The sequence below is a fragment of the uncultured Winogradskyella sp. genome, from assembly GCF_947496485.1.
Taxonomy (GTDB): Bacteria; Bacteroidota; Bacteroidia; order Flavobacteriales; family Flavobacteriaceae; genus Winogradskyella.
Map to the genome: position 1 here is coordinate 37255 of NZ_CANMCZ010000007.1, position 25750 is coordinate 63004.

Annotated in this window: 24 protein-coding genes; 10 read left to right on the forward strand and 14 right to left on the reverse strand. The window is 32.7% G+C overall.

Translation table 11 applies throughout. The features are described 5' to 3' along the window. Nucleotides 1–49 precede the first annotated feature (49 nt). On the forward strand, nucleotides 50–3448 hold the full coding sequence (locus Q0822_RS16530; protein WP_299125791.1) for an amidohydrolase family protein: 3399 nt from the start codon (nucleotides 50–52) through the stop codon (nucleotides 3446–3448). A gap of 87 nt (nucleotides 3449–3535) precedes the next feature. Here the strand turns inward: Q0822_RS16530 and Q0822_RS16535 are convergent, their stop codons facing one another. Then, nucleotides 3536–4123 (reverse strand): fasciclin domain-containing protein, encoded by a 588-nt coding sequence (locus tag Q0822_RS16535; protein WP_299125794.1) that lies wholly within the window; start codon nucleotides 4121–4123, stop codon nucleotides 3536–3538. Nucleotides 4124–4546: 423 nt separating this feature from the next. On the opposite strand from Q0822_RS16535, the gene Q0822_RS16540 reads away from it, so the two are divergent. Beyond that, the gene (locus Q0822_RS16540) at nucleotides 4547–7798 is read left to right on the forward strand and encodes a LamG-like jellyroll fold domain-containing protein (protein WP_299125797.1); all 3252 of its coding nucleotides are present in this window, start codon (nucleotides 4547–4549) and stop codon (nucleotides 7796–7798) included. Nucleotides 7799–7859: 61 nt separating this feature from the next. Here the strand turns inward: Q0822_RS16540 and hisS are convergent, their stop codons facing one another. After that, a complete protein-coding gene (hisS, locus tag Q0822_RS16545) occupies nucleotides 7860–9230 on the reverse strand; it encodes a histidine--tRNA ligase (RefSeq protein WP_299125800.1) in 1371 nt (456 codons plus the stop codon). Nucleotides 9231–9396: 166 nt separating this feature from the next. Between hisS and Q0822_RS16550 the strand changes: the two genes are divergently transcribed. Both Q0822_RS16550 and Q0822_RS16555 read left to right on the forward strand, forming a co-directional pair. After that, nucleotides 9397–10638 (forward strand): ABC transporter permease, encoded by a 1242-nt coding sequence (locus Q0822_RS16550; RefSeq protein WP_299125802.1) that lies wholly within the window; start codon nucleotides 9397–9399, stop codon nucleotides 10636–10638. Further along, nucleotides 10631–10834: a hypothetical protein gene (locus tag Q0822_RS16555; RefSeq protein ID WP_299125804.1), complete on the forward strand. Its 204-nt coding sequence runs from the start codon at nucleotides 10631–10633 to the stop codon at nucleotides 10832–10834. Before Q0822_RS16550 ends, Q0822_RS16555 begins: the two co-directional genes overlap by 8 nt. Here Q0822_RS16555 and Q0822_RS16560 read toward each other — a convergent pair. The 5 genes from Q0822_RS16560 to rpsF all read right to left on the reverse strand — a co-directional run bounded on the left by Q0822_RS16560 (nucleotide 10831) and on the right by rpsF (nucleotide 13362). Beyond that, on the reverse strand, nucleotides 10831–11307 hold the full coding sequence (locus Q0822_RS16560; RefSeq protein ID WP_299125806.1) for a DUF6495 family protein: 477 nt from the start codon (nucleotides 11305–11307) through the stop codon (nucleotides 10831–10833). The two genes, Q0822_RS16555 and Q0822_RS16560, sit on opposite strands and share 4 nt — an antisense overlap. A gap of 6 nt (nucleotides 11308–11313) precedes the next feature. After that, entirely contained in the window at nucleotides 11314–12183 is an 870-nt protein-coding gene (locus Q0822_RS16565) for a glycerophosphodiester phosphodiesterase family protein (protein WP_299125808.1), read from the reverse strand. A gap of 67 nt (nucleotides 12184–12250) precedes the next feature. Beyond that, a complete protein-coding gene (gene rplI, locus Q0822_RS16570) occupies nucleotides 12251–12700 on the reverse strand; it encodes a 50S ribosomal protein L9 (RefSeq protein WP_299125811.1) in 450 nt (149 codons plus the stop codon). A 12-nt stretch (nucleotides 12701–12712) separates the two neighbouring features. Next, on the reverse strand, nucleotides 12713–13009 hold the full coding sequence (gene rpsR, locus Q0822_RS16575; RefSeq protein WP_186845850.1) for a 30S ribosomal protein S18: 297 nt from the start codon (nucleotides 13007–13009) through the stop codon (nucleotides 12713–12715). A gap of 2 nt (nucleotides 13010–13011) precedes the next feature. Further along, entirely contained in the window at nucleotides 13012–13362 is a 351-nt protein-coding gene (rpsF, locus tag Q0822_RS16580) for a 30S ribosomal protein S6 (protein ID WP_186845851.1), read from the reverse strand. A gap of 199 nt (nucleotides 13363–13561) precedes the next feature. Here rpsF and Q0822_RS16585 point away from each other — a divergent pair, with 199 nt between their 5' ends. After that, nucleotides 13562–14257, forward strand: a complete 696-nt coding sequence (locus Q0822_RS16585; protein ID WP_008271090.1) for a LytTR family DNA-binding domain-containing protein — start codon at nucleotides 13562–13564, stop codon at nucleotides 14255–14257. Between the two features lie 82 nt (nucleotides 14258–14339). Here Q0822_RS16585 and priA read toward each other — a convergent pair whose 3' ends face one another. Genes priA through nadC form a run of 3 tightly spaced genes read right to left on the reverse strand, consistent with a single transcriptional unit; the run spans nucleotide 14340 to nucleotide 18638 of the window. Beyond that, nucleotides 14340–16793: a primosomal protein N' gene (priA, locus tag Q0822_RS16590; protein WP_299125817.1), complete on the reverse strand. Its 2454-nt coding sequence runs from the start codon at nucleotides 16791–16793 to the stop codon at nucleotides 14340–14342. Next, the gene (locus Q0822_RS16595) at nucleotides 16793–17755 is read right to left on the reverse strand and encodes a YihY/virulence factor BrkB family protein (RefSeq protein WP_299125820.1); all 963 of its coding nucleotides are present in this window, start codon (nucleotides 17753–17755) and stop codon (nucleotides 16793–16795) included. Before Q0822_RS16595 ends, priA begins: the two co-directional genes overlap by 1 nt. Nucleotides 17756–17780: 25 nt before the next feature. Further along, the gene (nadC, locus tag Q0822_RS16600) at nucleotides 17781–18638 is read right to left on the reverse strand and encodes a carboxylating nicotinate-nucleotide diphosphorylase (protein WP_299125823.1); all 858 of its coding nucleotides are present in this window, start codon (nucleotides 18636–18638) and stop codon (nucleotides 17781–17783) included. Nucleotides 18639–18729: 91 nt separating this feature from the next. Here nadC and rlmH point away from each other — a divergent pair, with 91 nt between their 5' ends. Further along, nucleotides 18730–19203 (forward strand): 23S rRNA (pseudouridine(1915)-N(3))-methyltransferase RlmH, encoded by a 474-nt coding sequence (rlmH, locus tag Q0822_RS16605; protein ID WP_299125826.1) that lies wholly within the window; start codon nucleotides 18730–18732, stop codon nucleotides 19201–19203. Nucleotides 19204–19247: 44 nt separating this feature from the next. Here the strand turns inward: rlmH and raiA are convergent, their stop codons facing one another. Further along, nucleotides 19248–19547: a ribosome-associated translation inhibitor RaiA gene (gene raiA, locus Q0822_RS16610; RefSeq protein WP_299125828.1), complete on the reverse strand. Its 300-nt coding sequence runs from the start codon at nucleotides 19545–19547 to the stop codon at nucleotides 19248–19250. Nucleotides 19548–19709: 162 nt separating this feature from the next. On the opposite strand from raiA, the gene Q0822_RS16615 reads away from it, so the two are divergent. From Q0822_RS16615 to Q0822_RS16630, 4 genes are all read left to right on the forward strand, one after another. Next, the gene (locus Q0822_RS16615; protein WP_299125830.1) at nucleotides 19710–20285 is read left to right on the forward strand and encodes a non-canonical purine NTP diphosphatase; all 576 of its coding nucleotides are present in this window, start codon (nucleotides 19710–19712) and stop codon (nucleotides 20283–20285) included. A 6-nt stretch (nucleotides 20286–20291) separates the two neighbouring features. Continuing rightward, complete coding sequence (locus Q0822_RS16620) at nucleotides 20292–21167, forward strand: hypothetical protein (protein WP_299125832.1); 876 nt, start codon at nucleotides 20292–20294, stop codon at nucleotides 21165–21167. Between the two features lie 36 nt (nucleotides 21168–21203). Beyond that, entirely contained in the window at nucleotides 21204–22025 is an 822-nt protein-coding gene (locus Q0822_RS16625) for an alpha/beta hydrolase-fold protein (RefSeq protein ID WP_299125835.1), read from the forward strand. A 122-nt stretch (nucleotides 22026–22147) separates the two neighbouring features. After that, nucleotides 22148–23032 (forward strand): hypothetical protein, encoded by an 885-nt coding sequence (locus tag Q0822_RS16630; protein ID WP_299125838.1) that lies wholly within the window; start codon nucleotides 22148–22150, stop codon nucleotides 23030–23032. Between the two features lie 15 nt (nucleotides 23033–23047). Here Q0822_RS16630 and Q0822_RS16635 read toward each other — a convergent pair whose 3' ends face one another. Genes Q0822_RS16635 through Q0822_RS16645 form a run of 3 tightly spaced genes read right to left on the reverse strand, consistent with a single transcriptional unit; the run spans nucleotide 23048 to nucleotide 25743 of the window. Then, nucleotides 23048–23275 (reverse strand): DUF3820 family protein, encoded by a 228-nt coding sequence (locus Q0822_RS16635; protein ID WP_299125839.1) that lies wholly within the window; start codon nucleotides 23273–23275, stop codon nucleotides 23048–23050. A 5-nt stretch (nucleotides 23276–23280) separates the two neighbouring features. Next, nucleotides 23281–23823, reverse strand: coding sequence for a DUF922 domain-containing protein (locus Q0822_RS16640; RefSeq protein WP_299125840.1), 543 nt, complete (start codon nucleotides 23821–23823; stop codon nucleotides 23281–23283). Nucleotides 23824–23835: 12 nt separating this feature from the next. Then, nucleotides 23836–25743, reverse strand: coding sequence for a LysM peptidoglycan-binding domain-containing protein (locus Q0822_RS16645; RefSeq protein ID WP_299125842.1), 1908 nt, complete (start codon nucleotides 25741–25743; stop codon nucleotides 23836–23838). Nucleotides 25744–25750 lie beyond the last annotated feature (7 nt).

The window sequence follows — 25750 nt, forward strand, 5'->3', positions numbered from 1 at the left end:
CAATTAAATTCCTTATTTTTAAAGACTTAATTCATTAACCAATCCATACATGAAAACACTCACGCACATTTATATTACCCTCCTCTTACTTTTTACCCTAAATATTTCTTTCGCTCAAGACATATCCAAAGCCAAGGATTCGACAAAAAAAGCCACAAAAGAACTGCCTTTAGAACCTGAGCGTAAAGTCAACTTTACCACAGACAAAGGTACTTGGATATCAGTAGATGTAAGTCCAGATGGTAAAACCATTATGTTCGATATGATGGGAGATTTATACACCATTCCAATCACAGGAGGTAAAGCAACTAGAGTTACTGAAGGTATGCCATATGATGTACATCCTCGTTATAGTCCTGACGGAAAATCGATTTTGTTTATTTCAGATAAAAGTGGTTCTGATAATTTATGGACTATGGATCTTAATAGCAAAGAACAAAATCAATTAACCAAAGACAAAAACAAGTATCATGTTTCTGCAGCTTGGAGTCCAGATGGCGATTACATTGTAGGTACACGTGGTCGAAGAAATATTAAACCATTTATTGTACACAGAGATGGGGGCTCTGGTGCTAATTTAATGAGCAAACAAAAAGCAAACAAATACATCGACCCAACATTCAGCGCAGATGGAAAACATATATATTTTTCTGCACGTCGTGGAGCGTGGAATTATAATGCACAATTACCACAATATCAGATTATAAGTTTTGATCGGGAAGACGCAACGACCGAAACAGTGACTTCTCGCTATGGCTCAGCATTCACTCCAACACTATCAAAAGATGGTAAATGGATGGTTTATGGTAGCCGATTTGAAGAGCACACAGGTCTTGTTCTTAGAAACCTTAAATCAGGAGAAGAACGTTGGTTGGCATATCCTGTTCAACGTGATGACCAAGAGTCTATTGCTCCATTGGGTGTTTTACCTGCAATGGCTTTTACACCAGATAGTAAAAATTTAATTGCTTCTTATGGTGGAAAATTATACAACATAGGAATCGCAGATGGTAAAGCAAAAGAAATTCCGTTTTCTGTAGATGTTGATTTAGATATGGGACCAATGGTGTCTTTTAAATATCCTATTGATGATTCACCTGAAGGTTTAGTAACACAAATTAGAGGAGCCAAACCATCACCTAACGGAAACCAAATTGCATTTACAGCATTAAATCGTTTGTATGTCATGGACTTACCAAATGGAACGCCAAAACGATTGACAGATCATAACTTTACGGAAGCAATGCCTGCTTGGTCTCCAGATGGTAAACAAATTGTATTTACCACATGGAAACCTGACGGAGGTCATTTATATAAAGTGAATGCTTCTGGGAAAGGAAAACCAATTCAGTTGACTAAAGAGCGTGGAATTTATAGCGATCCTGCCTGGTCTTATAATTCAAATCGCATTGCTTTTACTAAAGGAGCTGCGCAAACCTATGATGATGCCATTGACCCCTTTAATGGTCGAGTAGTTGAAGAACTAGCGTGGATTCCTAATGAAGGTGGAACTATTACAATTATAGATAGAGCCAAAAGAAGAGGAATGCCTCATTTTACAAAAGTAAACAACCGTATTTATTTAAATCACGGCAGCAAAGGCCTAATTTCTATACGCTGGGATGGTAGTGATGAAAAAGAACATTTAAAATTAACAGGAATTAAAACCTACGGTTCTTCAGATGTTTTCGGAAAAGGTCACGATCATGCCGCAGCTATGCCAAGTCACGAAGACGGTTGGAGAGAGAATAATAAAGGGTCAACTCCAAGTGAAATTAGAATTTCGCCAGATGGCACTCATGCCTTAGCAAAAATTAACAACGATATTTATTCTGTTATCATTCCAATGATTGGAGAAACACCATCCATTTCATTAGCCAAAGCAGAGAATGCAGCATTTCCTGCTAATAAATTGACTGTTATGGGTGGCGAATTTCCAGAATGGTCTAACGATAGTAAGAAAGTACACTGGTCTTTAGGTGCTAGTCATTTTGTATATGATTTAGTAAAAGGAAAAGCTTTTGCAGACAGTTTGGCTCTAGCGAAGAAGAAAGAAAAAGAACTCAAGGAAACTGAAAAGAAAACAGATTCTACTGAAACAGATAAAAAAGAAGACAAGAAAAAAGACAAACCTACTTTTAAAGCAGATGAGTATAAAGTTAAAGTAAAATATCAGCGAGCCATTCCTAAAGGTAAAACGCTACTTAAAGGCGGGCGTATTATTACCATGAATGGAAAAGAAGTCATAGAAAATGGTGATATTTTAATAGAAAATAATCGTATTGTAAATGTAGGTGCTTCAGGAAGTTTTGCTGTACCAAATGATGCAAAAATTATTGACGTCAATGGCAAAACCATTACACCGGGTTTTGTTGACACGCATGCGCACATGTGGCCAAATTGGGGAATTCATAAAAATCAGGTTTGGATTTATTCTGCAAATCTGGCTTATGGAGTTACTACTACCAGAGATCCTCAAACTGCGACTACTGATGTATTGACTTATGCTGATATGGTTGAGGCCGGAATGATACATGGACCAAGAGTATACAGCACTGGTCCAGGAGTTGGCTTTTGGGCTTACAATATTCAGAGTTTAGACCACGCCAAAGAAGTCCTGAAACAATACAGTGAATATTATAACACTAAAAGTATTAAGAGTTATTTGGTAGGAAATCGTCAACAACGACAGTGGGTTATAATGGCTGCCAAAGAACTGAAATTAATGCCTACTACGGAAGGTGGTTTAGACTTTAAACAAAATATGGTGAATATGATGGATGGTTATCCAGGTCATGAACATTCATTTCCTATCTATCCAATATATGATGATGTTATTAAAACAGCTGCCAAATCTCAAATGGCAATTACACCTACCCTTTTAGTGAGTTATGGAGGACCTTGGGCAGAGAATTATTTCTACTCTAGAGAGAATCCATACCATGACAAAAAGTTACAGTATTTTACTCCTTACGAAGAGTTAGCGCAGAAATCAAGAAGACGACCAGGTTGGTTTATGGACGAAGAACATGTGTTTAAAAAACATGCAGAATTTATGAAAGACCTCGCAGAAGCTGACGGAATAGGAGGTGTTGGCAGCCATGGACAATTACAAGGTTTAGGCTTTCATTGGGAGTTATGGGCTGTTGCCAGTGGAGGTATGAATAACCATGATGCGCTAAAAATTGCGACGATTAAAGGTTGTGAGGCTCTTGGATTAGATAAAGACCTAGGTTCTATTGAAGTTGGAAAAATTGCAGATATTTTAATTATGAATGACAATCCATTAGATAATTTGCGACACACTAATACCTTAACACATGTTGTGAAAAATGGTACTGTTTATGATGCCAATACGTTAGATGAAGTTGCTCCTGTTGAAAAGAAAGCAGAGATTTTCCATTGGCAAACCAAAAAACCTGAAGGCTTACCTGGTGTTAAAAATTAATTATTTTCCCAAACTGTTTTAAACAAAAAGCCATTGCTATGTAGCAATGGCTTTTTCGCTATTAATCTAAAGTGTAATTATTTATAATTATTTAGGCATTACTACCGTATCAATGGCGTGAATCACACCATTTGATGCCGCTACATCTGGAATAACAACTACTGACGTATTTCCATTCGCATCAGTTAATGTTACGCTCCCGTTATTAAGACTTAAATCTATTTTTCCACCCTGAACAGTGTCCACAGTGAACTTACCATCATTTCCATTTATTGCTTCTATTACAGCAGAAGCTTCAAATTTACCAGCAACAACATGATATGTCAATACGGCTGTAAGTTGATCCTTACTTGCTGGCTTTAGTAAACTTTCTACAGTTCCTTCTGGTAATTTTCCAAAGGCGTCATTCGTTGGCGCAAACACTGTAAAAGGTCCTTCACCACTCAAAGTTTCTACTAGTCCGGCAGCTTTTACCGCAGCTACTAATGTTGAAAATGCCTCATTCCCAGCAGCAACTCCTACAATATTTGGTGTTGTTGGAGTCTCTTTGACTTCCTCCACTACTTCAATTGTTTCCTTTACGGCTTCTTCACTATTCTCTTTTTTGGTCTCATTACAAGATGTGAATGCAACTAAACTGACTGCACACATAACAAAGATTTTAAATACTTTCATAATTTAATTGGTTTGTTTTAATTTATTTATTTTGTTAAAGGTATTGCAAAATATGTTTTGTTTATGTTTTTTAACAAAAGCTTAAACAAATAAAGTTTAAATGTACAGGTCTATTTGAAAATAGATTCAATAGTATTAGTCTAAAATAGTATATCATAAATTTCAAAAAGGGATCAATTATATTAAATCAAATAAATATGAAACATATCACCTCTCTTCAATTTTTTCACCATCTAATCCATAGAACAATAAAATTCCTTTAATCATTCATTAAAAAACTTAAAATTATAAATTGCTGTTTTTCAGATATTTACAAATTTCAATAAAATCATTTATGTATTTTATCGTCTTTTTATGCATTTCATAGAGTTTTTTTATTATGTTTGCGTGTCTTAAAGCCTCAAAATCTAAGACCAACCGCTTATGATAACTTCTGCTCTACATGCTGGAAGAGCCTACATTCAAGGTTTAGTTATACTAATAGTGTCTTGCTTAGCATTTTCGCAAGACTTTGGTTTTAATTCAGATAGTGCAAATGCATCAAAATCTGAAAAGGTGATTGCTATGAACACACCTGTAAGCACTAACCATACGCCTTTTGATTTAAATCCTACAAATGAGGTTGAAGATATACTAACAATCAGCCTAATTCAAACAAATTCCATAAATACTCAAAACTTAAATAATTTAAATAGCGATGAGTTTTTAGTTGTAGAAAACAATGGTGAAGATTTAAATTATAATGCTTTACCTGTTATAGTGAATTTAAGTTCTAGCCTCAATTCATCTATAATAACTGAGGTTTCATACAAAACCATACATCGTACTTGGAAAATCGAAGAAGCAGATATTGATATACCAACCGTCAAAGTTCAAATTCCAAAAGATTCAATTGCAAATAATTCTTTTTTAGGTAATTATTACATGTTTATTTCTGATACTGGTGAATTTGATTCTACATCAGATTTTAGAACCATGACTTTGAATGAAAACGGTAATTTAGAAACAGAATATAACTTTGATGGCACTACCTACATTACATTTGGTTTTTCGCCTCAAATTACGGAAGAACGTTCTATTTATTTTAATGGCACTGAGGCTTATATTGATATGCAAAACACCTTAGATCTTAATCCTAATGGCTTTACAATTTCGGCATGGGTAAAAGGTGATACTGCTGATACTGAAGAAGTTTCTATACTTTCTAAAAGAGATGTTGCCTTTACTCAAGGTTATGATTTCACTTTGACTGAAGGTAAGAAAGTTAGAATATCCTGGAAAAATGACGGCGACCAGTCTCTTACATCTTACACCTCTATTCCTAATGATGAATGGCACCATATAACGGCTATGTATAATGGTTCTAGAATTTCTATCTACATTGATGGAGTATTAGATAATTCTGCCACAAAAAATCCACCAATAGCAACAAACGAATCGTTTTTTATTGCAGCAGCTGGAAAAAATAATCCTTCACAACACTTTAAAGGCCATATAGACGAAGTACGCATATGGAATACAGATCTATCCATAGAACAGTTGCGCTTTATTATGAATCAAGAGATTAAAAACAATTCTGACCGCGTGGTGGGAAAAGAACTACCTAGTTCTATTACAAAAAACGAAATTAATATACTCCCTTGGTCTAATCTGGCAGGTTATTATCCTATGTCAGCATTCACCTATAAAAATACTATTGATGCCTCAGGAAATGGTAATAATGGACAACTAAAAAATTTAACCACCGTTGCAAGAGAGACAGCTCCATTACCTTATACATCAAAACAAGATGGAGATTGGAATATAAATTCAACTTGGACAAATGGCACTTTTCAATATACTCCAGGCTCAAGATCAATTGTTAATCCTGACGTTACTATTGATTGGAATATTGTAAAAACCGCTCACAATTTAACCTTAAATAATTCATCGTTGCCAACTGTAAATAACAATAACAGAACTATTCTTGGCTTATTTGTAGAGGCCAAAATATTAACAGTAACAGGAAAAACATCAACTCAAACTGGTAATGGAATTACAGTTTCACATTATTTAAATCTTGCAGGAACAATAGATTTAGAGGGTGAATCGCAATTAATTCAAACCACAGAAAGTGATTTGAAAATTGAATACAACGGAAAAATAGAACGCGATCAACAAGGTACAGGAGATATGTTTACTTATAATTATTGGTCATCTCCTGTAACAAAGCAAAATTCGTCAGTTAACAGTTTTAAGGTTAGCGATGTAATGAAAGACGGAACGTCAGTCTCAGAAACATTACCGATTAATTTTTCATCTTCCGGATATAATGGATCACCAACTCAACCCATCAGTATTGCTGATTATTGGATTTGGAAATATGCCAATCAACCCAGTCAAAACTATTCGTCTTGGCAACATATAAGAAGAACAGGTACGATTTTTCCAGGTGAAGGTTTTACGATGAAAGGACCAGGACTGGCATCTACTGAAACGCAGCAGAATTATACCTTTTCAGGCAAACCAAATAATGGAGATATCAATTTAGCTTTAGCTCCTAATAATGAATATTTAGTAGGAAATCCATACCCTTCTGCTATCGATGCTGATATTTTTATTAGAGATAATGGTCCAGAATTTCAAAATGATAATGCATTAAATTCTTCTTTAATTAGCGGAACGCTTTATTTCTGGAAACATTATGGAGGTGATTCTCACATCTTACAAGATTACGATGGTGGCTATGCGACTTATAATTTTTCAGGAGCTGTTGCTGCAGCAACTAAAGATAGTAACAATCTTAATTTCAATACTAACACATCACTATCTCAAAAACCTGGTCGTTATATTCCAGTTGGGCAAGGCTTTTTTGTAGTTGGTGAAAACGGAGGCACTATTAATTTTAATAATGGTCAGCGCGTCTTTCAAAAGGAAGATCAGAACTCACCTTTTATGCGAAATGCAGTTACTTCAACTACACAAAAAAGTAATGAAGATGAAGCTATAGATCAAAGAATGAAGTTTAGAATCGGATTTAATTCTATTAACACTATATATCGTCAATTACTTTTAACCATAGATGAAAACACAACTTCTGGAGTAGATTGGGCTTATGATGGAAAGTTAAACGAAACACAAATAGATGACATGTTTTGGATGATAAATGATGAAGAATATATCATACAAGCAAGTAATGAAGCCGAAGTTTCCACAATATATCCTTTGGGTATAAGAACAGATTCAGATGGACTCAATAGAATATCCATAGATGCTTTAGAAAATGTGCCTAATGATATCAATATATATGTCCATGATATTGATTTAGACCTTTACCATGATTTAAGAGAAAGTAATTATGAAATTTTCTTAAATGCAGGCGAATATCTAGATCGTTTCGAAATTACGTTTAGTAATATGGCAGATTCCCTTGGTATTGATGACGAGATTAAAGATAGTATCGCGATACTTTACTCAAATGATATAAATAAAATTGTACTGATAAACCCAAACCAAATCGAAGTAAAATCAATTGCACTTTTTAATATGTTAGGGCAATCGGTTTACACATATAATAATATAATACAAAGTGATCATTCGGAATATGATGTTACCGACTTAAGCGCCGGAGCATACATCATAAAGCTTTTTACAGCCAACAATTCCGTATTGACCAAGAAGATAGTGGTTGATTAATTTCAATTGTTTTTAGTTAGTGATTAGAAAAGTCTCAGTCTATTTATAGCTGAGGCTTTTCTTATTTTAATAACGCTAACAATTCATTAAAAGGTAATTTATTTTGCTCACCAGAATCCATATTCTTAAGTGTGAACAATTCTGATTTTACTTCTTCCTCACCCACTAAAACCACATACGGAATATTGCGACGGTTAGCATAATTCATTTGCTTTTTCATCTTTGCATTATCTGGATATAACTCTGCTTTAACACCAGCTCCTCGCAGTTTTGTTACTGCTTGTAAGCTAAACATAGCTTCTGTTTCCCCAAAATTGATAAACAAGACTTTGGTTGATTCGGTTATGGTTGCAGGAAATAAATTCAATTCTTCTAAAACCAAATAGATTCTATCTAATCCAAAGCTAATACCTACTCCACTCATATCTTTTAACCCAAAAATACCAGTAAGATCATCATAACGTCCACCTCCTCCAATAGAACCCATTTTTACACCTTCTGGTGCAGAAACTTCAAAGATGGCACCTGTATAGTAATTCAGTCCACGTGCTAAGGTTACATCGAGTTGTAATTTGGCTGTTTTTAATTCTAAGTTTGAAATAGTATTATTTATAAATTCTAATTCTTGAATACCTTTTAACCCAATTTCTGATGTACTTAGAATAGATTTTAAACTCTCTACCTGATTTCCAAAATCCCCTTTCAAAGTAAATAATGGTTGAAGTTTAGAAATACCATCTTCAGAAATGCCTTTACTGCGCATTTCCTCTTTTACCTTCTCCTCACCTATTTTATCGAGCTTATCTAAAGCCACAGTAAAATCGATGAGTTTATCTTTTGCACCAATGACTTCAGCAATACCGGATAATATTTTACGATTATTGATCTTGATCGTAACTCCCTCTAATTTTAAAGCTGTAAACACCGCATCATACAATTGTATAAATTCTACTTCTTGAAACAAAGATTTAGAACCTACCACATCTGCATCACATTGATAAAACTCTCTAAACCGGCCTTTTTGTGGACGATCAGCTCTCCAAACCGGTTGGATTTGGTAGCGTTTAAAAGGGAATTCTATTTCGTTTTGGTGTTGTACTACGTAACGTGCGAATGGCACTGTGAGGTCGTATCTTAGGGCTTTTTCTGAGATTTTTGAAGTAATAGCTATTTCAGATTTAGAATTATAAATCTGATCTGATACCTTTCTTAAATATTCACCAGAGTTTAAAATCTTAAAAATCAAGCGATCACCTTCATCACCATACTTTCCCATTAAGGTTTCAGAGTTTTCAAAACTAGGTGTTTCTATTGGTTGAAACCCATAGACCTGAAACTGTTCCTTAATCGTTTCCATGATATAAGAACGTTTTGCTACTTCTTCTGCATTAAAATCTCTTGTGCCTTTTGGTATGCTTGGTTTTTGTGCCATAATACTTCCTGCAAAAGCAGAAATCTCTTTTTAGTGAAACAATCAAATAATCACAAAAATATTATAATTTTCAAAGGCTTTACTAAGTTATTTCATTTTTATAGTAACTTTATCATGTTTAAGTAGTCTTATACGTAAAACAAGCCAACTAACTATACATATTACTATGTTTTCATTAGCTAGAGAAAATATTAAAATTGCTTTTGGTTCCATCAAAAGTCAATTGCTCAGAACTATTCTAACCGTTTTAATTATTGCCATTGGTATTATGGCATTGGTTGGTATTTTAAGTGGTGTTTCGGCTCTAGAAAACACTATTTCTGGTAGTTTCTCCTCTATGGGAGCAAATACCTTTAATTTTCAACGGTATGAATTTACAGCGCAACGCCAAAGTAGTAGAGAACGTCAAAAAATAAATCCTGTAATTGACTATAGGAACGTAAAAGATTTTGAGGATAATTATGACTTTCCCTTTACAAAAGTTGCAGTTTCCTTTATGGGAACGTTTGCGGCTGAAGTAAAATACGAAAACAAAAAAACTGATCCTGAAGTTGCTGTTCTAGGGGCGAACGAAAATTTTATTGAAAATTCTGGCTTGGAAGTTGAAAATGGTCGTGCATTAAATGTATTTGATATAGAAAATAGTAATGCAGTTACTGTGATTGGTAGTGATTTACAAAAAGCATTATTCCCAGAAGAAAATCCGATAGATAAAACCATAAGTGTTAGAGGCTCTAAATTTAAGGTTATAGGTGTGCTGAAGGAAAAAGGGTCAACGTTTGGTAATAATCAAGATTTAAGAATCATCATACCAATCCAAAAAGCACGATCTATATTTACAAATCCTAATATTAATTACACACTCAGTGTTAAGGTAGATAAAAAAGATATGCTCGAAGGAGCTCAAGAAGATGCCACTTTAACGTTTAGAAATATTAGAGGCTTAAATCCTGTTGAAGATAATAATTTTGGTATAGAACGTAGTGATGATTTATTAAATCGAGCTGCTGAAAACACTAAAGTATTATATATCGCGGCATGGATCATAAGCATCATTACAATCTTTGGTTCTACCATTGCACTTATGAATATTATGTTGGTTTCGGTTACTGAACGCACACGAGAGATTGGTGTACGTAAAGCTTTAGGTGCTAAATCCAAAACCATTGCTTTTCAGTTCTTTATGGAGACTATAATTATCGGTCAGCTTGGTGGAATTATTGGAATTATCTTAGGAATTTTAATTGGTTGGGCTGTATCTAGTCAATTTGAATTAGATTTTTCAACACCTTGGACTGCCATGATTTGGGCAACGAGTATTGCATTTATTGTAGCTGTAATATCTGGTTTATATCCTGCCACTAAAGCTGCTAAATTAGATCCTATTGAGTCTTTGCGTTATGAGTAAAATCCAACTAGCATTTATGAAGAACTTCTTTATAAAACTAAATGATTTCTTTAGAAATTTATTACTTGATGATGTTGATAAGCCATACGATAAACCACTCCCTTATCACCGAAAGTTTGGATCAAAAGAAAGGCAAAAAAATGACATCAAACAAAAAAGGTTAAATGAGCAGAAACAGCAATCAGGAGGTTTTTAAGCTCCCTTTATCAAATTAGCAAAATACTGAAACAATTCGCCTTTTGTAATATTTGCACCAGTCTGAATCATTTTAAAAATATCTAAATGCTTATCGTCTGAATAGTCCTTTTTAGCATTAAAGAACTCAATACTATCAGACAACAGATTATCTCTTAACCACTGAAAACCTTCTTTTGTAGTGAAATCAATAGCTTCGTTTTCAATTTTTAAAGCGATTAATCGCATATTTTTTTCATTACACTGAAATAAATGTATTTGTTGTGGTGAGATATGCTCCAAATATTCTACTTTACTCAATACTCCAAACCACACTAAATCGCTAAATACGTCAAGCTCCTGCTCTGCAGCTTCTGGTTTATTTTTTTTGATATCACCCCATTCTTCAGCAGTAATCGATTGAGTCGCTAAAAAGTTGATGAACTCTTGGTGTAATTCTTCAAATTGTTCTTTTGTAAGTCTTGAATATTTCATTTGGCACTAGTTATTAATAGCATTATAAACTTCAAACGGTCTGTCGGTAGCTAGAATATCCACACCTAAGTTTTTCCATTTACTATAAAGTTCATTACCTCTTGCTTTAGCTTGTCTATCTAAGTTTCCAAGCGTTCCAAGTATACAAACGATATCTTCAGCATGTAATCTTTTATAAAGTGATGCATTCGATAAACGTGTACCTGTAAAAGCTAACATATTTTCTGTTGGGATTTTTGCTGCCAATAATCTGTCGAATTCTTTATCATTTCTAGCAGAAACAGATAACAATAGTTCAGGAGCAAGCTCAAAAGCTGTTTTAGCTTGATTGACGTCGTAAGTGATAACAATACTAATATCTTCTGCATTTGCTTTTCTAATAGCATTAATAACTGCTTTTTGACTTACACTACGTTTAATATCTACTGTAAGAATAACATTATTAACTTTACACCACGCTAAAACATCAGAAAACAGTGGGATTTTAAAACTGGTAGTATTATCATAATCATCAACTAAATTAAATTTTTTCAGCTCACTATAGGTTAAGTCTTTTACCAAGCCAGAGCCATTAGTTGTTCTATCGATTGAATTATCATGCATTAAAACAAGTTGCCCATCTTTTGTTTGTGCAACATCAACCTCATATATTGCAGAAATACTATCATTAACATATTTAATTGTCTCTAAACAGTTTTCTGGGTAATTCTTAAGGTTTTTTCCACCACGATGAACACTTATAATAGGAAAATCCTTGTTTGAAGCTTTAAATATCTTAACTAATTTAGAACTTGGTTTTATAGGAGTAACATCAGTTTTAGAATCTTTGCATCCTAAAAAGAACACTAATAAAATGGCTAAAAAAAAATGTTTCATTGGAATACTAGAATTAAAAAAACCGCTTAGAGAACTAAACGGTTTATAATTAATTTAAAATTAGATATTATTTTTCTGCTACTACCTCAAATGGTAAGTCTACAGTTACCTCTCTATGTAATCTGATAACAGCGTCATACTTGCCTAATCGCTTAACACTACCTCCAATTACATTAATATATTTTTTATCAACTTCATGACCAGCTTTTTGCAAAGCATTTGCTAAATCGATATTGTTTACAGATCCAAACAATTTATCCCCAGCACCCACTTTAGAAGCTATTTTAACTTCTAAGTCTACCAATGCATCTGCAATTTTTTGAGCATCTGCGATAATTGATTTTTCTTTGTAAGATCTTTGTTTAAGTGTTTCTGCCAATACTTTTTTAGCAGAAGCAGTAGCCATTACAGCTTGCCCTTGAGGAATTAAAAAATTTCTACCATAACCGTTCTTAACAGATACAATATCGTCTTTAAATCCTAAATTTTCAACGTCTTGTTTTAATATAAGTTCCATTGTTATGATATTTTATTTTAATAAATCAGCAACATATGGCATAAGTGCTAAGTGTCTAGCTCTTTTTACTGCCACAGATACTTTTCTTTGATACTTTAAAGAAGTTCCTGTTAAACGTCTTGGTAATAGTTTTCCTTGTTCGTTTACAAAACCTAATAACCAGTCTGCATCTTTATAATCTACATACTTAATACCAGATTTTTTGAAACGACAATACTTCTTGTTTTTCGAAGTTTCTATGTTTAAAGGAGTAAGATATCTAATTTCTCCGTCCTTTTTTCCTTTTGCTTGTTGTTCTATTGATGACATAATTATGCTTTTGCTTTTGCTTTAACTTTAAGTTTTTCTCTTCTTCTCTCAGCCCAAGCCACAGCGTGCTTGTCTAATTTTACAGTTAAGTAACGCATAAAACGCTCATCACGTCTAAACTCTACTTCTAAAGGTTCAATTGCTTCACCAGCAACAGTATACTCAAATAAGTGGTAAAAACCACTTTTTTTGTTTTGGATTGGATACGCCAGCTTTTTTAAGCCCCAATCTTCCTTGGCAATCATCTTAGCACCTTTAGAAACGAGGAAATCCTCATATTTCTTAACTGTCTCCTTTATCTGATCTTCAGATAAAACGGGATTTAAGATGAAAACAGTTTCATAATGATTCATAATAAATAATTTTGTTTGTTATTAAAACGGCTGCAAAAATACACATAAATTCTAATTCTGGCAACGTTTTTAGATGTAAAATTTAGGTAAATTATACTGTTAAAAATTATGTTAAAACATACGGTTTGTCGGTATTATTTGTTTTTTAACCGAATTTATCGTACTATTGTCGATATCTTAACCTAAAATGAATAATGTTATGACTTTAAACTGTGTAGTTGTTGATGATTCTGCGATTCAGCGCCTTTCCATTGTAAAGTTAATTGAGAATCATTCCTCACTTAACCTTATTGCGGAATACAGCAGTGCGTTAGAAACGAAAAACGGTCTTAATACACACAAAGTAGATCTTATCTTCTTAGATATAGAAATGCCTGTATTAAACGGTTTTGAGCTCTTAGATGTACTCAACAACAAACCCCAAATTATTTTTGTTACTGGTAAAACGGAATATGCTTTTAAAGCATTTAATTACGATGCTACCGACTACCTTCAAAAACCAATCACAAAAGAACGTTTTAATACTGCCGTAGAAAAAGCTATTGAGCAGCATAAACTGAAATTAGATTTTAACGAAACTGATGGTGAACATATCTTTGTGAAAAGTAACCTTAAAAAACGTAAAGTTTATATTAAGGATATTAAATGGATTGAAGCACTTGGTGACTACGTGAAAGTAGTAACAGAAGAGAATAGCTTAGTAGTATTATCTACTATGAAAGCTTTTGAACAAGAATTGCCAGAAGGTAAATTTTTGAGAATTCACAAATCATACATCGTGAATCTTGATAAAATTGACCGATTTAACAGTAAAAATGTTGAAGTTGGTGCCTATGAAATTCCTTTGAGTCGAAATAAAAAGACACAATTGGTAGATGCTTTAAATAATATGTAGAAATAATTACATTCAAATTAAAGTCTCCCTCATTATAAGTTTTTAGAAAATCCCGAGCTTTTGCTTGGGATTTTTTTGGTTTTCAGTAGTTATCCACATTAATAATAACACGCACTGCTCTAAAATCCTTAACCGCATTAAAGCTGTTTTCTATTTTCTGAATAGCCTCTTTAGTTTTTGAAAGGGATTGTTTTTCTGGTATTTTTAATAAGATATTCTTTAAATAAAGATTCCTTATCCTTGAGACTGGGGGAAATTCTGGCCCAAGAACATTACCTTTAAATACTTGGCGTAACGATTTTGCATACCAATCTGCCGCTAAATTTACTCGGTTATAATCCTTGTGCTTAAAAGTTATCTTAATCAGTCTATAAATTGGTGGATATTTATAGTTATACCTGTCATTCATTTGCTCAGCATACATGTCTTTATAAGAATTGGTCGAAACCTGCTGTAAAATATTATGATGTGGATTATAAGTTTGAATCAATACTTTTCCTCTAAGATCTGTGCGTCCTGCTCTACCAGAAACCTGAGCCATTAACTGATAACTCCGTTCATGTGCCCTAAAATCGGGGAAGTTGAGCAAATTATCAGCATTCATTATACCTACTAATTTAACATATCTGAAATCGAGGCCTTTGGTTAACATTTGCGTACCAACTAAAATATCGACTTCACGCTGCTCAAAACTGCTTATTATTTTTTCGAAACCATATTTTCCTCTTGTGGTATCTAAGTCCATACGAGCGACTTTCTTTTCAGGAAATAGTGATTTCACTTCTTCCTCAATTTGTTCTGTACCAAAACCCTTAGTATCTAGAGTCGAATTTCCACATGCCTGACAACTTTTTAGCATTGCAGAGTTATAACCGCAATAATGGCAACGCAATTGGTCTCTATACTGATGATAGGTTAAACTCACATCGCAATTAGGACATTGTGGAGAGGTTCCACAAGTAGTACATTCTATAATTGGTGAAAACCCTCTTCTATTCTGAAATAAAATAATCTGAAAACCCTGTTCTAAAGTTTCAGTCATTTCTTCAATAAGTCGATCGCTAAAATGACCTTTCATGCGCTTACGCTTGTACTTATCTGCCAAATCTACCAGCTCAATATCTGGCATTAACACATCATTATAACGCGTATTTAATTCTACTAATCCATATTTACCTTGGCTAGCATTAAAATAGCTTTCTAAACTTGGTGTAGCGGAACCTAAAAGCGTTTTTGCTTTATGTAAATTCGCTAGTACAATAGCTGCATCTCTAGCGTGATAACGTGGTGCAGGATCGAATTGCTTGTACGATTGCTCATGTTCTTCATCTACAATGATTAACCCTAAATTTTTAAATGGTAATAACAATGATGAGCGTGCTCCTATAATTATCTGAGCTTTATCTGAATTATTAAGCATGTTATTCCACACTTCCACTCTCTCGTTACCAGAGTATCTACTATGAAATACCGCAACTTTTTCTCCAAAATAATCTTGCAAACGTTGCACTAATTGCGTTGTTAGCGCAATTTCTGGTAATAGATATAATACTTTATTTCCTGACTCTAATTGTTTTTGAATGAGTTGCACATAGATTTCAGTTTTACCAGAAGAGGTAACTCCATGCAATAAAGCCACTGATTTTTCTTTTAAAATTGCTTCAATCTTATCAAAAGCATTTTCCTGTGGTTTATTTAAAATCTTTGCATCCGCATCTCCATCTCCTTCAAACTGATTACGATCTGTCTTAACATGATATTCTTCGAGAATAGTTTTATCAATTAATGTCTTTATTGTTGCTGATGATGCACCACTGCGTTCAACTAATTCTGAAACTTTTACAGGTTGATTTGTTGAGGCTTCTAGTGTGAATAAGGTTAGTATGACTTCACGTTGTTTTGTTGCTCTACTACTAAGCATCTCTAGTAATTCCTGAAGCTTTTCTTGAGATTTATGATTATCATGAAGCTTTACATATCGCACCAATTTTGGCTGATATTTTTCGTAAAGCTCTTCTTGTAAGTTTAACAATCCCTTTTCTACCAAGCCATTAATTACCGGCAATACACGCTTCTTATCTAAAATAGAAACCACATCGTTAATTTTTAAAGACGACTGATGTTGTAAGGCTTCATAAATCAAAAACTCATCGTCTTTTAATTCTGAATCTTTAATTTCAATTTTTTCATTTTTAGAGATAATAGTTTCACTTTCTAATAGAAAAGCATTTGGCATCGCAGCTCGCATCACCTCACCAATACTGCACATGTAATAATGTGCAATCCATTCCCAATGTTGCAATTGTGTTTCAGTGACTACTGGACTTTTATCTAAAATCTGATGAATAGTTTTAGCATCATAAGCTATTGGTGGGTTTTGATGGATTTTATAAACCAAAGCCGTATAGATTTTACTTTTACCAAACGGCACAGCTACACGTATTCCTGGTTTTAGGAATTCAGCTTCGGCTTTTGTAATATGATACGTAAAGGCTTTTTGAAGCGGAATTGGTAATATGACATCTATAAAATGCATTATACTATCTCCTTTTTAGCCTTCGGATTCTTTTTTAAGTACTGAAGTGAAGCATTGAGCTCATAACCTAAAAGCAAAATATTAGAATTCAACCATAGATATAATAAGAGAATTAATAAACCACCTATAGAACCATATAGCTTATTGTATTGCGAAAAATTGTTGATGTAAATTCCAAATAAATATGATGTTAGAATAATTAATAAGGTTGTCAACAATGCACCAACTGAAAAGAACCTTGTATTACGACCTTCTTTTGTGCCAAAATAATATAGTGTTGCAGTTGCCAAATATACCATGAGCACAAAAAACATATACTTTGCAAAAATAACCCAACCGAGTCCTGAATTGTCTGACGATACCATTTCATTATTTATACTTTCATAAAGAGGCTCTATGATATAAATCTGAAAATACCCAAAGAAAGCAACCGTCAATAAAACTAATATAGCCAAGATTAAAGCGATTCCTAATGCATATAAGTACTGTTTAAAAACATTTCGCGTTAGCTGCTCGTGATACGAATTTTCGAAACCAGAAAAAACGGCATTGACTCCATTAGCCATTAACAATATAGATAATAAGAATACAGAAGATAGCAAACCTGCACTTTCACTCCCGCTGATATTTTCAAAAATATTTGAGAAGAAAAACTCAGAGGTTTGTGGTGGTAAAAAATCATTTAGGAACAACTCAAATTCAGTTTGAAAATTATCTATTGGGATATACGGAATCAAGATAATTACAAACAATAAAAACGGAAAAATAGCTGTAAAAAAACTAAAAGCAATAGCGCTTGCTCTTGTAGTTAAAGCTCCTTTTACAATACCTCGAATATATAGTTCTATGAGATCATAAATAGATAAACCTTCAAATCCTGGTAGTCTAATCTGCTTAAAGAAACGAACGACCAAATTGAGTACAGGAATTTTATCTAATTTATCTTCTATATGTTTGGACATACTAGATTTTTCGATTGTTAGGGTTTTAGACTGCTTTTAAGCTTAAGTCCATATTATATACTGAATGTGTAAGTGCTCCAGATGAAATATAGTCTACTCCACATTCTGCATATTTTCTAAGTGTACTTTCGTTAATGCCACCAGATGATTCCGTTAAACATTGATCTCCAATCAACTTTACCGCTTTGCGTGTATCCTCGTAATTAAAGTTGTCAATTAGAATTCTATATACGCCACCAGCATCTAAAATTTCTTTAATTTCTTCTAGATTTCTGGCTTCAACTATAATTTTTAAATCTCTGTTAGTATCACTTAAATACTGCTTTGTTAAGTTGATAGCTTTTGCAACTCCACCTGCAAAATCGATATGGTTGTCTTTTAGCATTATCATATCATACAAGGCAAATCTATGGTTTTCGCCTCCTCCAATTTTTACTGCCCATTTCTCTAAAGCTCTAATACCTGGTGTGGTTTTACGAGTGTCTAAAATTTTAGTTTCAGTACCTTCTAATAAGTCAACAAACTGTCTGGTTTTTGTCGCAATGGCACTCATGCGCTGCATAGCGTTTAGAACTAGTCGCTCAGCCTTCAATATAGATTGAGATGCGCCTTCTACATAAAAGGCAATGTCTCCATATTTAACTTTGCTCCCATCTTCAATTAATGTTTCAACTTTCATATCTGCATCAACATAGGCAAAAACCTGTTTTGCAAATTCAATACCAGCAATAATTCCTTTGTCTTTAACTAATAGCTTTGCTTTTCCTTGTGCAGAAGCAGGAATACAAGCCAAGGAACTATGATCGCCATCGCCAACGTCTTCTCTAATAGCATTAGTTATAATTCCTTTTATTTCTTTATTGAATTGTTCTTTTGAAATCATTTGTAAACTTATTTAGTGTAAAAATATGAATTGAAAGATTAAAACTTCAAAAACTAAATGCCAAATTCCAAAAAAGTATAACTTTGACAACATGACTATAAAGCTCATCGCCATTGGCAAAACCGACAACAAGAATCTTCAAGACTTAATTGAAGATTATACAAAACGATTAAGTCATTATATTCGGTTTGAATTTGAAATTATTCCAGATTTAAAAAAGGTTAAACATTTGTCTGAAGCACAACAAAAAGATAAGGAAGGCGAACTCATTTTAGCTAAAACACAGACTTCTGATGTTTTAATTTTACTAGATGAAAACGGAAAACAACTAGATTCTGTTGGATTTTCTAATTACCTACAAAAACATATGAATTCGGGAATTAAGACTTTAATCTTTGTGATTGGTGGCCCTTATGGATTCTCAGATACGGTTTATAAGAGAGCCAATGGCAAACTAGGTTTATCTAAAATGACTTTTTCGCATCAAATGGTTAGATTGTTTTTTATTGAACAACTGTACAGAGGGTTTACTATTCTTAGAAATGAACCATATCATCATCGCTAAAAACAATAAACCCTCTGGTATTAAACGTCGTAACGCTACTCTTATTAATATGTTTTGTATGTTTCTTTTCTCTTTTTCAATTGTTTAGACAAATCATTAATCGTTTTGCTAACTGCCATTTCATAATTTTTTTCATTAGATGTGGCAAAAATACGTGGACCAGGCAGGCTCAATTCAATTTTACAAATTTTACCAGCACTATGATCTTTATCATCATGCTTAAAATATACTTGTGCAGAAATTAAAAATTCATTCTTATTCGCTAATTTATTTAACTTTTCTTCTGTGAAAGCTGATAATGTTTCACTAATATCTGTATTTACATACTGAAAATTTACTGTCATATTCTTACTTGCTTTAAGTTAATAATTCCTTTACTAAGATACATATTTAAGTACTTTAATAGACTGACTTTTGTCATAAATATTAGCTAAAATTCTAATTAAACATTTTAATTTTAAGCTTACCTTACATTAAGCTAAATTTGTTATTCAATTATGACTCCTATGCAACTCGTTTTCGCTACAAATAATCTAAATAAACTCAAAGAAATACAAGCCTTAATGCCAAAGTATATAAAATTACTCAGCTTGTCTGACATTTTATGCATCGAAGATATTCCTGAAACTCAAGCAACCATTGAAGGCAATGCCATTCAAAAAGCAGAATATGTCAAAGCCAACTATGGCTGCGATTGCTTTGCTGATGATACAGGTTTAGAAGTTGAAGCACTCAACGGTGAGCCTGGTGTGTATTCTGCACGTTATGCTGGTCCACAAAGAAATGCTGAGGATAACATGAATAAATTACTTTCAGAATTAGCAGATAATAAAAACAGAACGGCTCAATTCAAAACCGTAATCGCATTACATATCAATGGCGAAATGTACACATTTACCGGAATTTGTAAAGGTGAAATAACAATGCTAAAACACGGAGAAAAGGGATTTGGTTACGATCCAATTTTTAAAGCTGATGGTTATGAAAAGACATTCGCTGAGATTAGCTTAGAAGAAAAAAATAAGATTGGGCATCGTGGCAAAGCTGTACGAACTTTAATTGATTACTTAAATTCTTTATAATTGTCTATGCGTAAATCAAAACCTCTACTTCTTACAGCAATAGTATTCTTAATTACTCTTTCAGGATGCGCTCAAAGCGAATCTGAAAAAGTTAGAGAAACGTGTAACCGATTCATAAATGGAAGAATAAACCTTAGAAACAATGATTCATTAGAATTAAAATCTGTAGCTGATGATTCATTATTTCGTTTAATTATGCTACACCATGAGTATGAAAAAATGCTCGATGCTCCTATTATAAGAGCAGATCTAAGAATGAATGTGAAATCTGTAGAAATTGAAGATGATTGCGCTAGCTGTAAAATGACGAGTATAGAGTATTATAAAATTCACTTATGTAAAGATGGTGAGAACTGGAAAATTAAAGGAGAAAATAGTATATATCCAACCACTGAAAGGTTAGTAAAAGCACGTAATAAAATTAAAGACTACAAAAAACAGTTGAAGCTTAAACCCAAAACAGATTCTATAATAAAAGCTGTAAATATATTTTTTCCCCGTGTTAAAGATTATTTTTTAACTCAGAATTTAGAGCCTCTCGAATCTATCTGTGATAAAGGAACTCTAGAATTCATTACAACATTTTATGATTATGCTAAACAAAGAACTGGTTTAGAATTACTACATGACGAAATGAACAAACCTAATTTTATGGTTGGTGATTACTACGGCGATAATGGGTTTATAGAATTTAAATTTTATAATGAAGCTATAACAATAGTATTTACTAAAAATGAAGAGGGCTATCTAATCGTCTCAGGATTTAATGGCATAAAATCTGATAGTATTACAAGCGAAGTAGTAAAAAATCAGTATTTAGATTTATTGCGATCAATGAAACTCACCAGGCAGCCTAAATATAGAAATAAAGCATTAAATTAATCATAGACTATGATCAGAATGCATCTCTTTAAAACTGTGAACATTTTTTATCTATTATTTACAGTTCTGCTACCCAAAAGTTTTATAGCTCAAAATAGAACCATTTCTAAAACACCTATAATCATTGGTGAATCTGTCACATTTCATTCCAAAATATTAGATGAAGATAGAACACTTAATATTTATTTACCTGAAGGGTATTCTGCAGATTCTACAAAAGTTTATCCAGCAATTTATTTATTAGATGGCTCTATGAATGAAGATTTTGTTCATATTTCTGGGTTGGTACAATTTGGATCATTTTCTTGGATTAATATGGTGCCTGAGTCTATAGTTATTGGCATTTCTAATATAGACAGAAAAAGAGATTTTACGTATCCAACCACAATCGAGCAGGATAAAAAAGATTTCCCAACAACAGGTGCATCCGAAAAATTTATCAGCTTTATTGAAACCGAACTTCAACCATATATTGAAGCTCAATATAAGATTAATAATACAAGCACTATTATTGGACAATCGCTAGGTGGTTTGTTAGCTACAGAAATCCTATTCAAAAAACCCGAACTATTTGATAACTATATTATTGTAAGTCCAAGTCTTTGGTGGGATAATGAATCTCTACTAGAACTTACCCCAAAAGCGCATATCTCAGAAAAGAAAATATTTGTTGCAGTAGGTAAAGAAGGTGATATAATGGAAAAAAATGCTAAAGATCTATACGAGACTTTAAAAACAGATAAAAAAGATAATACCCAAGTATATTTTAGCTTTTTTGAAGAACTAGATCATGGTGATACTTTACATTTAGCTATCTACGATGCATTTAATACTTTGTTTAGAAAAGAAAAAGAATAAATTTCTTGATTTTTAAAATCGAATGTTATTTGTAAATTTATTATCCTATGGCTTAAGATATTGAAATGGACTTATATAATCAAAGTTCTAAGAAATTATTAAGACATACTAATTAAAATAAGATGGACAAACTGAATAAAATAGGGATAATATTTTTACTATTGATACAATGTTATTCTTGCGAAAAAAAAACAGATCAATTAGTTGATATCGATGAAGTATCAGCATGGTGTGTAAAAGGATTTGATGTGTTAGACAGAACTCCTAAGCAGCGAATTGAAATGCTCAAAGAGATGGGTTTCAAAAGATATGGCTATAATAGAGGGAAAGGAGATATCAGTCAAATGATAAAAGAATTCAATCTAGCCGAAGAAAACAACATTGAGATAAATTCTATATTCTTATGGTTAAACGCTAAACGAGATAGTGTCGGCAAATTGAGTGAAGAAAATCAAGGCTTACTAAATAATCTGAAAACTTTAGAACAAAAACCAGCCATTTGGGTATCCTTTAGTAATAATTTTTTTGAAAACTTAAACGAATCTCAATCATTAGATATAGCTGTTGAAATGGTTAAGTTCATTAAAATAAAAGCCGACGAAGTAGGTTGTTCATTAGCACTATATAATCATACTGGTTGGTTTGGAAATCCTGATAATCAAATAAAAATTTTAGAACAAGTAAGTCAAGACTCTATTTCTATAGTTTATAATTTTCATCATGCACATGAGCATATCGATGATTTTAGAACAGTCGTAAAAAAAATAAAGCCTTATTTATCCTATGTGAATCTAAATGGAATGATCAAAGATGGTCCTAAAATATTAACAATAGGAAAAGGGAAAAGTGAATTTGAAATGATAAAGTGCCTTAAAGAAGAAGGATTTAATGGTCCTTGGGGAATTTTAGGACATATAAAAACAGAAGATGTTCAAAAGGTTTTAAAACGAAATATTGATGGTTTAAAATTGTTAAATTCTCAATACCTAGATATTGAAGAAAAATAAATAACACGAAAAAATCTACTTCTTAAAATCGCGCTTAATCGTATAAATCAATTCTTCGAGACCATTGATTTTAATATCGTACATCTGTATCATCATTCTACCTAATTTACCTTCAGGAAATCCTTTTTGTTTAAACCAGGTGTAATAATATTCTGGAATATCAACTAAGTATTGATTTTTGTATTTTCCAAAAGGCATCTTATAGTGGGCTAACTCAATGAGTGCTTCTTTACTACCTTCCAAATTAATTAAGACTTGTATTGTTCTAAGTCAGCAAGCTCTTTAGCTATAAAACTTTCCCATTGCTTTTGCATTTCAGAATTTATAGAATGTTCGCTTTGCGCGTCGTAACGCTTTTGTGTTTCGTTAAGCGCTTCATTAATTGCAGTATGCAATCTATTCATCTGGTCTTTCAGATTTTGATTTACTTTTAATCGCTTTAATTGCTCTCTAAATTTACGTGCATACAACTCCGTAATATCAAAATGTAATTGCTCATGACTTAAAATATGGTCATTCCCTTTTTCTTTAAGATACCAAGATTTATAAGGATAAAAATGAGCTTCTACAGATGTAGAAAAATCAATAATTCGTCTACCTGAAGTTTTTACCGAATAACCGAAAGTAATACCAGAAGCTGTTAAAGCAACTGCATCAGACTCCAAATTAGGATCTGCCTTAAAATCTTCCCAAATCAATTTTCGAGATTCATTCCAAGTCATAGTTTCTTCGTTGGAGTTATTACCAACAAAAAAAAGTAAAAGACACAATATGAGAGACTTTAAGTACATTTTAAAGGTTTACTAATTGACTTTAACTATTCTTAAGTTATCATATTTCACGATATAAACGGCTTCATTTACATAGCCTCCAAACAACGATTTTTTGTATCTGAATTTGTTTTCTATATATTCTGTTTCTATCATATCACTAGAAGCTTCGTATAAATTTTCTTCTGACGCCAAACGCATCAATAAATCTAAAGTAATATCAAATCCACGAGTAGCATATTTACTTGGAGACACTCCATATTCTTTACGATAAGATCTTACAAAACTATTAGATTTATATTCATCAAAATCTTTATTTACGGAAGGATAATGAAACTTGAGATTAGACAAATTATTGTTGTCTATATTTTTACCTTCAAAAGCTTTATTTTTATCTAAAGTCATTAAAACAACTTCTGTTTTAGGATCAATCTTAGCATTGAGCATACTAATGACGCTAGATGCTAATGAGTTATTATTTGTTTCTAAAAACACAATGGTTTTACCTGCTGGAAAAATATTTTCTATATCCTGAGGGTAAATAAAGAAGCCATCCTTTTCCTTATGTTTTCTATGCATTCTTGAAAAAATAAGTTGTGAATCTAGAAACTCGCTTTTTAAGGCTTCACTAGATGTACGATGAGCTTGATCTGAAATAATAACTACTTTAGTTTTTAAACTGTCTGCTTTCACAAAATCTATAATTTTTTTGCGCAATTGCTTATCTTCTGGCACAGTTTGAAACACATTACCATAAACTTTCTCAGGCTTATTCATAGCTGCTACAACAGGTACATTGTATCTTCTAAGTGTTGTCGCTACACGATCAAAACTTACGTCATCCATAGGTCCAATTACAGCATCATAATCTGAAAAATCATTATCCTCTAATAACTTTCCTGTAGCTGAAATTTGGTTTCGTGTATCTAAAACCTTTAGATCAGTGGAAATACCCAATTGCTTTGCAGAATCTAATGCCATCATCACACCAACATGAAAATCTAAAACTATAGATAATCGTTTGTTGTTTTTAATTCTGTCTTTAGTTTCTTCTGTGGCATCCACATCAATTTTATCTAATTGATATGGCATCATCAAAGCTATTTTTTTAGTTTCAAAATTCTTTAAACTTCCTTTTAAATTTGTAGTTTCTACATTTCCTAAACTACCTGTAACATCAGTACCAGATGGAACTTTTAAAACCATTCCCGCTTTTAAACCTGTTTCTTTTAGTTCAGGATTTAATTCTTCGAGCTGCTCTTGGGTTAACTCTAACTTTACTTTTAACCTGTAAAATCCTTCTTTCGGTAAAACCTCATAATAATTATATGTGGTCTCTATTGGTTTTTCATCTTCATCTTCAATGTTAGGTACGTTGAGTTCATCACCTGGTTGAATGACATCATTCATAGAAGGGTTTAAAGCTTCTAGCTCGGCAACAGTAATCCCGAATTTATAAGCAATTCGCCATTTACCTTCTTTAGGCTGAACTTTATACTTCTTTACTGTATTGCTTAAGGTCTGTTTTGAGATGACCGTTCTGTATTTTGGAATTCTTATTCTATCCCCTTTTTTAAGGTTTTCAGAATACAAAAAACGATTTGCTTTCTTAATTTCTTCTTCTGTAACCTTGTATTGCTTTGATAAACCATATAAGGTTTCCTTCCGCTTCACTTTATGTTTCTTATAACCAATTAACTCGCGAGATTCTTCCTCAATAGGATCGTTCTTAATTTTTGAATTTGGAATGATTAAAACCGTATTGGGTTGAAACTTACGCTTTGCATCAGGATTTAATGCATAGATATCAAAAGGTGTTACCAAATACTTTTTGGCAATACTTTCAATGGTTTCACCAGCTTCAACTTTATGCTCTACGTACTTTTGCGCACTGAGACTAATTGTAAAAGCAATTAATATGATGGTCAAAAAATTCTTCATGTATTCT